The 12,170-nt window shown below is 73.8% G+C and carries 10 protein-coding genes, 1 tRNA gene and 1 pseudogene; 6 read left to right on the top strand and 6 right to left on the bottom strand.

Translation table 11 applies throughout. The features are described 5' to 3' along the window. Window positions 1-675: sodium-dependent bicarbonate transport family permease (locus ABWK99_RS08135; RefSeq protein ID WP_372594198.1), on the top strand; the 675-nt coding region annotated here is incomplete at its 5' end. A 47-nt stretch (window positions 676-722) separates the two neighbouring features. Here the strand turns inward: ABWK99_RS08135 and ABWK99_RS08130 are convergent. The 3 genes from ABWK99_RS08130 to ABWK99_RS08120 form a co-directional block, all read right to left on the bottom strand. Next, window positions 723-1,745, bottom strand: coding sequence for an NAD(P)-dependent alcohol dehydrogenase (locus tag ABWK99_RS08130; protein WP_372594197.1), 1,023 nt, complete (start codon window positions 1,743-1,745; stop codon window positions 723-725). A gap of 57 nt (window positions 1,746-1,802) precedes the next feature. After that, on the bottom strand, window positions 1,803-3,215 hold the full coding sequence (locus tag ABWK99_RS08125) for an MFS transporter (protein ID WP_372594196.1): 1,413 nt from the start codon (window positions 3,213-3,215) through the stop codon (window positions 1,803-1,805). A gap of 545 nt (window positions 3,216-3,760) precedes the next feature. Next, window positions 3,761-4,597, bottom strand: coding sequence for an alpha/beta fold hydrolase (locus ABWK99_RS08120; protein WP_372594195.1), 837 nt, complete (start codon window positions 4,595-4,597; stop codon window positions 3,761-3,763). 39 nt (window positions 4,598-4,636) lie between these two features. Here ABWK99_RS08120 and ABWK99_RS08115 point away from each other — a divergent pair, with 39 nt between their 5' ends. The 4 genes from ABWK99_RS08115 (at window position 4,637) to ABWK99_RS08100 (ending at window position 10,224) form a co-directional block, all read left to right on the top strand. Further along, the gene (locus ABWK99_RS08115; protein ID WP_372594194.1) at window positions 4,637-7,357 is read left to right on the top strand and encodes an AAA family ATPase; all 2,721 of its coding nucleotides are present in this window, start codon (window positions 4,637-4,639) and stop codon (window positions 7,355-7,357) included. A gap of 101 nt (window positions 7,358-7,458) precedes the next feature. Continuing rightward, window positions 7,459-7,689, top strand: coding sequence for a heavy-metal-associated domain-containing protein (locus tag ABWK99_RS08110; RefSeq protein WP_372594193.1), 231 nt, complete (start codon window positions 7,459-7,461; stop codon window positions 7,687-7,689). A gap of 55 nt (window positions 7,690-7,744) precedes the next feature. Then, on the top strand, window positions 7,745-8,668 hold the full coding sequence (locus ABWK99_RS08105; RefSeq protein ID WP_372594192.1) for a type II CAAX prenyl endopeptidase Rce1 family protein: 924 nt from the start codon (window positions 7,745-7,747) through the stop codon (window positions 8,666-8,668). A 185-nt stretch (window positions 8,669-8,853) separates the two neighbouring features. After that, window positions 8,854-10,224, top strand: a complete 1,371-nt coding sequence (locus tag ABWK99_RS08100) for an alpha/beta fold hydrolase (protein ID WP_372594191.1) — start codon at window positions 8,854-8,856, stop codon at window positions 10,222-10,224. 62 nt (window positions 10,225-10,286) lie between these two features. Here the strand turns inward: ABWK99_RS08100 and ABWK99_RS08095 are convergent. After that, a tRNA-Gly gene (locus ABWK99_RS08095) sits at window positions 10,287-10,360 on the bottom strand. A 154-nt stretch (window positions 10,361-10,514) separates the two neighbouring features. Further along, window positions 10,515-11,369: a LysR family substrate-binding domain-containing protein gene (locus ABWK99_RS08090; protein WP_372594190.1), complete on the bottom strand. Its 855-nt coding sequence runs from the start codon at window positions 11,367-11,369 to the stop codon at window positions 10,515-10,517. 93 nt (window positions 11,370-11,462) lie between these two features. On the opposite strand from ABWK99_RS08090, the gene ABWK99_RS08085 reads away from it, so the two are divergent. Further along, window positions 11,463-11,909 (top strand): DUF5997 family protein, encoded by a 447-nt coding sequence (locus ABWK99_RS08085; protein WP_372594189.1) that lies wholly within the window; start codon window positions 11,463-11,465, stop codon window positions 11,907-11,909. 30 nt (window positions 11,910-11,939) lie between these two features. Here the strand turns inward: ABWK99_RS08085 and ABWK99_RS08080 are convergent. Then, window positions 11,940-12,170: pseudogene (locus ABWK99_RS08080) on the bottom strand (UDP-glucose 6-dehydrogenase); the annotation flags it as partial.

Genomic DNA, 12,170 nt, shown 5'->3' with positions numbered 1-12,170 from the left:
GTCGACGCCGCCGGGATCGCCGCGCACTACGGGTCGGTGTCCGCCGTCACCTTCGCCGCAGCGCTCGCGTTCGCGACGACGGTCGGGGTCGCTGCGCCGGAGGCCTTCCTGCCGGCACTCGTGGCCGTGCTCGAGATCCCGGGCATCCTCATCGCCCTGGCCATCGCCCACCGGGTCCGGCAGGGCGGCAGCCTGCGCGACGCCGTGGCAGAGGTGCTCGCCGGGTCGAGCATGCTCCTCCTCCTCGGCGGCATCGTCATCGGAGCCGTCGCGGGCCCGGCGGGGATGGGTCTCGTCGCCCCGGTCTTCGTGGCACCCTTCGCCGGGGTCCTGGTCCTCTTCCTGCTGCACCTCGGCATCGTGGCCGGTCATCGGCTCCGGGAGGTGCGCAGCGCCGGGCCCTTCCTCGTCGGCTTCGCGGTGGCGATGCCCTTGGCCGCCGGTGCGCTCGGCGCGTCGCTGGGGACCCTCGCCGGGCTCTCGGTCGGCGGCGCAGCGGTCTTCGGTGCCATGGCCGCGAGCGCCTCGTACATCGCGGCGCCGGCAGCCGTGGCCGTCTCGCTCCCGGAGGCGAACCTCGGCCTGGCCCTTACCGCCTCGCTCGCCGTCACGTTCCCGTTCAACCTCGCGGTGGGCATCCCGCTGTACCACGCACTGGCGAGCCGGTTGGGGTGACGTCGGGGGCCGCTCTGACCGCCGGATGCCGCCCTTGACGCCGGCAGTCAGCGGTCCTCGGGGATGATGACCACCTTGCCGCGAACCTCGCCCGCCTCGAGGAGCCGCATCGCGTCCATGGCCCGAGCAAGCGGGTAGCTTCCCGCGATGCTCGGCGTCAGCTGCCCGGTCTCGAGGTGTGCGGTGAGGATGTCCAGGTCGCTGGCGCGTTCCTTGGCCATGAGCAGGGCGAGGCGCTGACGGACGAACAGCGACAGCATCACCCCGCGCAGTGGCCTGCCCAATCCGGTGATGGTGCCGGTGTTCTCGCTGCCGACGAAGACGACGGTGCCGCGGGGCTCGAGGGCGCGGCGCAGTCGCCCGAGGGACGGGCCACCGCCGATGTCGAGGACGAGGTCGTAGCGGCGGGTGCCGTCGGCGAAGTCGTCGCGGTCGTAGTCGAGGACGTGGTCGGCGCCGAGGCTGCGAACGAAGTCACCCTTGGCGGCGCTGGCGACCCCGGTGACCTGGGCGCCAAGGATCGTGGCGAGCTGGACGGCGTAGCTGCCGACGCCCCCGGAAGCGCCGATGATGAGGACCTTCTGCCCGGCGCGGACCCTGCCGACGTCCCGGAGGGCCTGCAGGGCGGTGCCGGCGGAGATGGGGACGACGGCGGCTTGGGCGAAGGTGAGGTTCGCAGGCTTGCGGGCGAGCTTGTTCTCGGGGCCGACGGCGTACTCGGCGAACGAGCCCGGGGCGACGCCGTAGACCTCGTCGCCGACGGCGAAGCGGGTGACGGCTGAGCCGACCTTCACGACGGTGCCGGCGACGTCCCGTCCGGAGATGGGGTTCTTGGGTCGCCGCAGCCCGGTCGCCAGCCGCATCGCGTACGGCTTGCCGGTCATCAGGTGTTCGGTGCCGCGGTCGAGCCCGGCGGCGTGGACCTTGATCAGTACCTCGCGCTCGCCAGGCTCGGGGACGGCGACGTCGCCGACGCGCAGGACCTCGGAGGTGCCGTACCTGTCCTGGATGACTGCCTTCATGGTGACGTCCTGGTCGAGGGGGGAGGCGGTCGGGGTGATGGAGTTCATGGTGGTCCTGTCCTTCGCTGGTGGGTAGGGGCTGGGTGGTCGGGGTTGGGTTGGGGGTCAGTGCCGGGCCCGGGCGATGGTGGTGCCGAGGACGGCGGTGGCGAGGGCGACGGCCGCTGCGGCTGTGAACGCCGCGGAGAAGCCGGAGGCGCCGAGGGTGTGGCCGAGCGGACCGTTGACGGAGAAGCCGATGGCGGTGAAGGTCGCGGTGCCGAGGGCCGCGCCGACCTGGGTGGCTGACCCGGCCAGGCCGGAGGCGAGACCGGTGTGCGTGTCGGGAACCGCGCCGGCGATGACCATGGTCGTGGGGGTGAAGCTGAGGGCGACTCCGACGGCGACGAGGAGCAGGCCGGGCAGGACGGCGGTGAGGTAGCCGCTCGCGGTCGGTGCGTTGGCGAGCCACAGGTGGCCTGTCGCGAGGACGACGAGCCCCGCGACGAGGCTGCGCTGCGGCCCATGGACGCGCACGATGCGCGGCAGGAGGGTGAGGGAGAACGCGAACCCGGTCAGGGAGGTGGGGACCATGGCGAGGCCCGCCTGCATGGGCGCCATGGTGAGCGCCTGCTGCAGGTAGAGGGCGATGAGCACGAAGGTGGATGCGCGGGCGGCGCCGCCGAGTACGGCGAGGCCGACGCCGGTGGTCAGAGGGCGGGAGCGGAACAGCTCGAGCGGCAGCAGCGGGTCGGCGGCGCGGCGCTCGATGACGATGGACACGGCGGCGAGAGCGCCGGACGCGGTCAGGGCGGCGATGACGGTCGGGGACGTCCACCCGTGGTCGGCGATGCCGAGGGCGCCGCGGACGAGGGCGACGACGGCCCCAGTGATGGTGGCGGCGCCGAGCCAGTCGAACCGGCGTCTGTTGCGGCGGGCGCCCTCGGACAGGAAGCGTCCGGCCAGCGCGACTGCGGCCACGGAGACGGGAACGGTGACGAGGAAGACGGAGGGCCAGCCGAACGCGCCGACGAGCAAGCCGCCGGTCATGACCCCGGCTGCGCCTCCGAGCGCTGACGCGGCGCCCCAGACACCCATGGCCCGGGCTCGATCCTGGCCGCCGAACGTCAGCAGCAGCAGGGACAGGGCTGCGGGGCTGAGGGCGGCGGCGCCGATGCCCTGGACGACCCGACCGCCGACGAGCGTGGTTGCGCTGGACGCGGACGCGGCGAGCAGGGTGCCGGCGGCGAAGAGGACGGAGCCGCCCACGAACAGGCGGCGGCCGAAGAGGTCCGCGGCCCGCCCGGACAGGAGCAGGAGCCCACCGAACGCGAGGACGTACGCGTTGACGACCCAGGTGAGGGCGGTGGGCCGCAGGCCGAGGTCGGCCTGGATCGACGGCAGCGCCACGTTGACGATGGACGTGTCCAGCATGACCACGAACTGCGCAGACACCAGCAGGACAAGGGCGGCCCAGCGGCCACCAGCGGTGTGCGCCGTTCCGGTCGTGCCGGTGTCGGCGGTGAGGGTGGTGGCCATGACGGGTTCCTTCGCTGGTGCTGGTGTCCGGGTGCCTCCACGGTCGAGGAGTAGGCGGTTGCTCGCGCCGGCGGAATGGCCGGGATTACCGGGTGAGCGCGTGCGCGCACGCAGGCGCGCCCGCGGCGTCGCTGTAGAGGTCAGCTGCCGGCTGGGGCGGACCTGCGCGTGCGGCGTGCCGGTCGGACCAAGGTCGTGGGTGGTGTCCGCGGTGCGCAGGGAACTACACGGCCGCGCCTGACGTCAGGAAGGTCGGGCGCCACACACCCTGACCTGACATGCCCTCGCCGCCGCCAACGGTGCCGCCATCTGACTTCCCCTGGCGGCAGCGAGTCAGTCGCGCGGCTCCCCGCGAACGCCGGTGTCGCGGTCACCCGTCGGGGTGACTCGCAGCCGGTCGGCATGCCGCGTTCGCCACAGCCACCACAACGTGGTGAGCGACCCGCCCACAGCTCCGGCGAACGTCCACCAGTTCTGCAGCCAGTCAGAGATCCCGCCGACCACGACGGCGAGTACCACGGCGGCAACTGCCTGCTCGGTCCTTGTCACTGGTTCCCTGCCCCCTGTCCGTCCGGCCGGCCGGCCTGACGGGTCTTCACGTAGACCAGCACGTCGGACCCGAGGCGCTTGTTGCTGGAGGCCTTGATGTGGCCCTGGCCGGGGTAGAGGAGGAGGGTGCTCTGGGGGGTCAGGCGAGCGGCCTCCTCGACGACCTCCTTGGGGAAGAAGATGTCTCGGTCCCCGCAGACCAGCAGCATGGGCACGCCGATCCGGGGCAGCGCGTCGGCGGCGCTGTAGGCACGTTCGGCCTCGGCCTCGACCATGACGTCGTGCCGGTAGTACTCGTGCTGCGGTCCGGCCATCATGCGTCCGAGCAACGGGGCCAGGAGTCGACGCAGCCACCGGTTGCGGTCCCCGGCGAGCATGTACTCGCCCGTGGCCATCCCGGCGGCGATGCGGTCACCGGCGCTGACTCCGAGGGCCATGCGGTAGTCGATGTCCTTGCCCCGGTCGGTGATCTCGTGGGCGGCGCCGGCAGCCACGAAGTGCTCAGCGCACGCCGGGTGATCAGCCGCCAGGTGGAAGGTGATCATCCCGCCGTAGGACAGGCCGATGACCAGGTCCACCCGACCCTTGAACTCGTCACGGATCAGCGCCGCGTAGTCACCGGCCATGTCTGCCACGCTGTGCCCCTCCGGCATGTTCCGGCGCCGCGTGACCACCCAGACCCGGTAGCCGTCGTCCACCAGCGGACGCAGCAACGGTTGCAGCATCATGCGCAGCATGAACGCGGACGCGACGGCGTTGCCGGGCCCTCCCGGGATGAAGATGAGCGATCTCGGGCCGTCGCCCCAGGTCGCGTAGGCCTCAGCATCGGCCACGGCCGGCCGGCGCGCGTTCCGAGGCGCTACCGTCGATCCGTGCTGCACGGGCGGGAAGCCGAACGGGCCAGCCTCGCCGCGGTGGTCGACGGGGCTCGTGAGGGGCGGGCCGGGGCGCTGGTCCTGCACGGTGAGCCGGGGTCGGGCAAGACGGCCCTGCTCGACGACGTGGTCGTCGGGGCGGGGGGGCTGCGGGTGCTGAGGGTGCAGGGACTGGAGTCGGAGTCGCCGATCGCCTTCGGCGCCCTGCACCGGCTGCTTCGCCCCGTCCTTGGCCGTCTCGACGGGCTCCCGCACCCCCAGGCCCGCGCCCTCGGCATCGCCCTGGGGCAGCGCGACGGCGGGCGCGCCGACCCCTTCCTCGTCGGGCTGGCGACGCTGTCCGTCCTGACGGACGCGGCCGACGACCTCCCGGTGCTTGTCGTCGTCGACGACGCCCACTGGCTGGACCCGGCCTCGGCCGACGCGCTCCTCTTCGCCGCGAGACGGCTCGGCGCCGACCACCTGGCTCTGCTCTTCGCCGTCAGGGACGACGCCGCACGCACCGTGGCTCATGACGGGGTGCCCTCGTTGCGCGTCGGCCCGCTCGACGAGACCGCCGCGCGCTCCCTGCTCCGCGAGAGCACGGGAGCCGACGTCGCCGACGACGTGGCCGATCTCCTCCTGCGGCGCAGCGGCGGCAACGCCCTCGCGCTCGTCGAGTTGTGCACCGCGCTGAGCCCCGGCCAGCTGGCAGGTGCGGAGCCGACCCCGCCGCACCTGCCACTGACCGCGGACCTGGAGCGGGTGTTCCTCGATCGGGCGCGCCGGCTGCCGCCGCAGGTGCAGTCGTTCCTCCTGCTGGTGGCCGCGGACGACTCGGGCAGGATCGGCACGGTTCGTCGCGCAGCGGCGCTCCTCGGTCTCGACGAGTCCGTCGCCGGTGCTGCCGAGGCGTCCGGACTGGTGGTGGCCGACGGCGATCACCTCCGGGTGCGGCACCCACTCGTGCGCTCGGCGATCTACCAGGCGGCGACCGGATCGGATCGGCGAGCGGCGCATCGGGCCCTGGCGGCGTCGCTGGACGGGCGAGGCGAACCGGACCGGCAGGCCTGGCACGGGGCCGCTGCTGCTGAGGGTCCCGACGAGGCGCTCGCGGCGACGCTCGCCGATGCCGGTGCCCGGGCCGAGATGCACGGTGGGTTCGTGTCCGCTGCCGACGCCTACGAGCGTGCGGCCGAGCTGACGATCGACGTCGAGACGAGGGCGGCACGCTGCTTCGCCGCCGCCCGCAACGCGTGGGCCTGCGCACAGCCGGCGCGGGCGCGCGCACTGGCCACCGCCGCGAGAGACCAGACGCACGACCCGCGCCTTCGCGCCGATGTCGAGCGACTGCGGGGTCGCATCGAGGTCAACGTCGGGTCGGCCGCCGTGGCCCACCGCATCTTCGTCGCCGCCGCGGTGGCGTCCGCCGAGGTGGCACCCGAGCGCGCGCTCGACCTCGCCGTGGCGGCGAGCGGCCTCGCCGCGTACGGCGGCGACAGCGGAACGCCGCTTCCGCCGGGCGCGATCGGCGCCGGCCCGGTCGCGGACGACGACCCCGCCACGGCGACAGCGCGACGCCTGCTCGTCGCCATGACGGCCGCCACGCAGGGCGACTGGCCCGCTGCGCTCGCGGGGCTCCGCGAGGCGGTCGACGGCGCTCCCGCCGACGCGCCACCCGACCTGCTGGCACACCTGGGGCAGGCTGCCCTCCACATCGGTGACGACCTCGCCGCGCAGCGGTGCTTCACGGCGATGCTCGGCGCTGCGCGCGAGGCCGGCGCGGGGATGACGGTGCTCTACGCCCTGCCACGGCTCGCGTTCCCGCTGCTCGTTCAGGGTCAGTGGTCGGCGGCTCGCGCCCTGGCCGACGAGGCGCGCGCCCTCAGCGCCGGCGCGGGGCAGGGCGCCCTGTCGGCGACCCCCGTGGCCGTCCTGGCCCTCCTCGCGGCACACCGGGGCGACGAGGTCCACGACGAGCTGATCATCGAGCTCGACGACCTCATGGAGCGGCACCCGCTCGGGATCCTGTCCGGCCCGACGCAGGACCTGCGCAGATGGGCGGTCGGGACGCGGGCCGGACATGCGGGTGACGCCGGCGCGGCGCTGCACCAGCTCGCCCGGATGGAGGTCCCCGCGCTGACCCGCATGGCTGCCGTCGACCGGATCGACGCCGCGGTGCGGGCAGGCGACCGGGAACGGGCCGAGGCCTGGGTCGAGGAGCTGGTCCCGGTCGCGGAGGGGACCCGGTGGCCATGGGCCGACGGAGTCGTCGACCACGGTCGGGCGCTGCTGGCGAGCGGGGAGGACGCCACGCGGCTCTACGAGAGCGCGGTGGCGCACTTCGAGAGGGCCGGCCGACCCTTCGACCTGGCGCGCGCCCACCTGGCCTTCGGCGAGCACCTGCGGCGCTCGCAGCGTCGGGTCGAGGCACGCCCCCGGCTGCGACGCGCCCTGGAGATCTTCGAGGACCTGCGCGCCGAGCCGCTGCGCACGCGAGCGGCGCGCGAGCTGCGGGCCTCGGGCGAGACCGCCCGCAAGCGGGACGTGTCCACGCTGGTCCGGCTCACGCCCATGGAGCTCCAGGTCGCGCAGCTGGTCAGCCAGGGCCTGTCCAACAAGGAGGTCGCGGCCCGGTGCTGGGTCTCGCCCCGGACCGTGGCGTTCCACCTGCGGAACTGCTTCGCGAAGACCGGGGTCGCCTCCCGCGGGGAGCTCGCCCAGCTCGACCTGTCCTGACGACGGCGCCCGATCCCGGCCATCTCGCCGGGGCGAGCGGCCGCCGGCGACGAGACGCTCGGTGCGACATGAACCACCCCTCGCACAGGAGCCGTCCCGTGATGCCTGACACACCCCGCCTGGTCGTCGGCTCGGCCACGTTCCACGTCCTCGGCATGGGCACGCCCGTCTGCGCGCGGGCCGTGCTGCTCGAGGTGCACGCCGTCGCAGGTGTCGCGAGCGCCAGGGCCGACGTCGCGACCTGCACCCTCACGGTCATCGCGGCCTCACCGCTCGACCGGGCCGAGATCGTGGCGGCCGCTCGCCGGGCCGGCCACGATGTCGCGCCCTGACCGTCCGGCTCTCGCCCCTGGTGTGCCACGACCGAACCACGTCCCGAGGAGTCCGATGTCCCAGCCGAGCACCTTCAGCACTCCTTCCCTCGACGACCTCGACGTGGCGGCCACGAGCCGGCGTCCGAGCTCGCGCGGTCCGGTCGCCCCCACGGCCGAGCGCCGCGTCCCGGAGCGGTCCGCCAGGCGGGCACGTGTGGAGGCCGTGGCCTTCGTCGCCGTCTGGGTCGCGAGCGGATACGCCCTGCACCTCGACGCCAACGCGTACCTGCTGCTGGGCATCCCGTTGACCCTCGGGTTCCAGGTCCTCGTGCGCCGCCGCCCCGTCCGGGAGCTCTTCGCCGCCGGAGCGACCCGCTTCCGGCTGAGCACGCGGGGGCTCGCCCTGGCACTGGCGCTGGCGGCCGTCCCGGCGGTCTTCGCCTGGCGGGCGCTGGCCGGTGGTGACCCGGCGCTCGTCTGCTGGTACCTGGCCGCCGTCGTCGGTGCGTTCGCCGCCGCCTTCGCACTGGGCGTCGGCTCGGTGCGGGCGGCCCTCCGCGCGGCCGCGACACCGATCGCCATCGGGTCAGGCGGGATGGCCCTCGTGTACGGAGCCCTCCATCTCGCGACCGGCACCCCCGTGTCCGCGACCGGTGCCGTCGCTGCGGTGGCGACGTACACCGCGCTCTACTTCCCGGCGACCTTCCTGCTCGAGGAGGTGGCGTTCCGGGGGGCGATCGATGCTCATGTGCATCGCCAGGGCACCGGGCGTGACTGGAGGTCGGCGGTCTTCGTCTCGGTCCTGTGGGGGTTGTGGCACCTCCCCGTGGCGCACGGGCTCCCGTGGCCTCTGCAGCTGGTGGAGCTCGTCGTCGTCCACGTCGTGATCGGCGTGCCACTGTCGTTCGCCTGGCGCCGGCACCGGAACCTCGCCGGGCCTGCCCTGGCCCACGCCGTCATCGACGCCGTGCGCAACGCGTCGATGCTCGGGCTGTAGGAGCGCGCGCCGACGCGGTCGACATCTGGCGGTGCGATCTCGCCGTCGGGAACGTGCCGGCACTGGTGTCCGGAGCGCACCGTTCCGGAGCTGAGCAGCGCCAGGAACCCGGCCACATGGCCGGGGTGACCGGGCGGGAATCCCAGCATCGTCAGAGCTACCACCACACAGGAAGCGAGACCGCCATGAACCTCCGCACTGAGCACCCCGCCGACAGCGCGACGAACCTGTCAGCATCGGAACGGCGTGGCCCGATCGGCCGGGTGGTCGTCGCGTCCCTGCTCTCCGGAGCCGTCGGTGCGCTCGTCCTCACCCTCGCCGTCTTCCCCGGCGGGACCGAGAACCAGATCATCGGCTCCGCGCTCCTGGCGTTCGGCGCCGGCTGGGCGATCCTGGGGCTGCTGTCCACCCGCCTGACCGAGGTCCCGCAGCGGTGGGCCCACATCCCCGCCGCCGTGATGTCTCTGACCGGCCTCGCCGTCCTCGCCATGGCGCCCGGCAGTGCCGCCTTCGCCGCTGCCGGCTGGGTGTGGCCCGTCGTCCTGGGAGTGCTCTCGGTCTGGATGGGTGTGAGCCTGCGGCGTGCTCTCCCGGGCCGGGCGGCCCTGCTGCTCTACCCCGTCATCGCCCTGATCGGCGCGGCCGCTGTCGGCGGCATGGTGACGAACGTCCAGACACGCGCCACGGCTGACCAGTACCCCATGCCTGGCCAGGCCTACGACGTGAACGGGCACCGGCTGCACCTGCTCTGCTCGGGTTCCGGAAGTCCCACCGTCGTCCTGGAGAACGGCCTGGGCCTCAGCTCACCCGCGTGGGCCCGCATCACCGCCACCGTGGGCAGCGCCACCCGGGTCTGCGCGTACGACCGCGCAGGTCAGGGATGGAGCGAGGCCCCGACCCAGCCGCAGGACAGTCGCGCCGTCGCCGCCGACCTCCACCTCTTGCTCCAGTCGGCCGGCGAACAGGGCCCGTTCGTCCTCGCAGCCCACTCTGCCGGCGGCGCCTACGCCATGACCTACGCCGCCACCTACCCTGACGACGTAGCCGGCCTCGTCCTGCTCGACTCGATGAGCCCGCACCAGTTCACCCTCGTGCCCACCTATCCGGCCCAGTACGAGATGATCCGCCGGCTCTACGGCGTCCTGGCACCGCTGAGCCGCGTCGGGCTCGGCCCGCTCCTGGCCGACGCCCCCGCCGACCTCCCCGACCTCGCTGCGGCCCAGGAGCGCGCCATCCAGACCCGCCCGGCCAACTACGACAACGCCCGCGGCGAGGTCTCGCTCTACCACCAGAGCCTGGAGCAGGCACAGGCACTCATCACACTCGGTGACATGCCGCTGGTCGTCCTGACCACCACCGAGTCGATCACCAAGTCACCCGGCTGGACCACCGCACAGGACGAGCTCGCCGCCCTGTCGACCAACAGCAGCCACCGCGTGGTGGACACCACGCATGTCGGCGTCCTCGTCACCACAGCCGGGTCCGACGCGTCCGTCCACGCCATCACCGACGTCGTCGACGCCGTCCGCACCGGTGACCCCGTCAGGGGCCGCTGAGTCCCGGCTCATCCATCGGCCGGGGTGGCAGTTCTCCGACTCCGAGGGTGCCTGCCAGACGCTGGAGCGGGTGAGGAGAATCGAACTCCCGTAGCCAGTTTGGAAGACTGGGGCTCTACCATTGAGCTACACCCGCGCGACCTACCGTGACGATCCGGTGGCGCAGCGACAAGGGTACCGGCTCGCATGCGATGCCTCATCCCCTGCCCACCGCCTGCGGACGGCCGGGCGATGCCCGCCTCGTTCCTCACCCGCCTGCTCCGCGCCCGCTCAGGCCGGGAGCGAGCAGTTCACCGTGACGGCCGGCCCCGTCGCCCGGCTGCCGGCCCCTGTCCTCGACCGCCGCCGGTCCGTCTGCCGCTCGCCGGTCCGCCTGCGGCGCCGGAGCGCGTGCCACGCGTCCCCTTGCCGCGGCCGCGCGGAGCCGCCGCGGGCGACCGATCGCCGGGAGCCGTCACCGACGCCTCGCGCGCACCGCGTCCCCGCGAGGAGTTCACCGTCCGCCCGCGCACGATCCCGATGAGCTCCTCGACCAGGTCGTCGCCCCTGCCGCGGGCCCAGGCCAGGGCCACCGTCGAGGTCGGCTCGTCGGTGACGGTCCGGTAGGTGAGGTCGCGGCGGTGGTGCAGGCGGGCGAGCGACTGCGGGACGAGGAGCACGCCGATCCCCGCAGCGACCAGCTCGACGGCGTCGGCGGTGGTCGCCGGACGCTGCACGCCGTCCGGCGCGCTCAGCCCGAGCACGTCGTCCCACGGGACGAGCAGCACCTCGTCGGCGAGGTCGGCGGGGGAGAGCTCGTCCCCGGCCGCGAGGAGGTGGTCCTTCGGGACGACGACGACGGTCGTCTCGGTGTAGAGCGGGATCGCCTCGAACCTGTCGCGGTCCACCGGGAGGCGGACCAGAGCGGCGTCCGCCGCCGTGCTCAGGGCCACCTCCTGCTGGGCGACCTCGACCGGTAGGAGGTCGATCGGGACCTCCGGGAGGCGCTCGCGCCAGGTCCGCACCCAACGCTGCGGCTGGGCGCCGGGGACGATCGCGAGCCGGAGGCCGTTCGACGAGCCTGCAATGGACGTGTCCTCGGGTGGGGTCTGCCCGTTCTCGGGACCGTCGCCGAGCGGCTCCGGTACCGCTGGCGTTCGGTCCATCCGGCTCCTTCGGGCTCGGGCGGGCCGTGGCGCGCACCTGACGGGCCTGGCGGCCGTGCGACTCAGGCTACCGGCCCCGGTTACGCTGGTCCGATGTCGACCCCCGAGGACTCGCCCGTCGTGCCCGACCCGTCGGACGCCCCTGAGGCGAGCGAGGCACCGCGCCCCCGCCGCGCCAAGAAGCCGCAGTCGCTCAAGCCCGCGACCGCAGCGACCAAGCTCGACATCTACCTGCCCGCGACGCCCGCCGAGTTCCAGGAGCGGATGATCACCCGCACCGAGCTCGACGAGCTCCAGCAGAACCCGCCGCAGTGGCTGACCGACCTGCGCCGCAACGGACCGCACCCGCGGTCGGTCGTGGCCGCGCGGTTGCGTGTCTCGCACAGCGCCCTGGTGCGCAACGGTCTGACGGCGCCGCAGACCACCGAGCAGATCGAGCAGATCCTCGCCGACGCGCCCGAGTGGCTGGGCCGGGAGCGCGCGAGCCTGGCAGAGGTCCGCCGCCAGGAGCAGGCACGCGCGGAGCGCACCGACTCCTGACGGCGGGAGACCTCAGGCCGCGGGGAGACCTCAGGCCGCTGGGCGGCCGAGACCGCGGAACTCCCAGCCGGCTGCGCGCCACCGCGCGGGGTCGAGCTTCCCGCGGGCGTCGATCATCCGCGGGGTGGGGGTCGACGGAGCGAGTCGCGCGGGGTCGAGGCCGACCAGGTTCGGCCACTCGGTGAGCAGCAGCACGACGTCCGAGCCGATCACGGCGGTCTCGACGTCGGCCGCGTACCCGAGCGTCGGGAAGGTGCGTCG

The sequence above is a fragment of the Actinotalea sp. genome (assembly GCF_041597215.1).
Taxonomy (GTDB): Bacteria; Actinomycetota; Actinomycetes; order Actinomycetales; family Cellulomonadaceae; genus Actinotalea.
The sequence above is the reverse complement of the archived record's forward strand: the minus strand, read 5'-3'. Positions and strand labels throughout refer to the sequence as shown.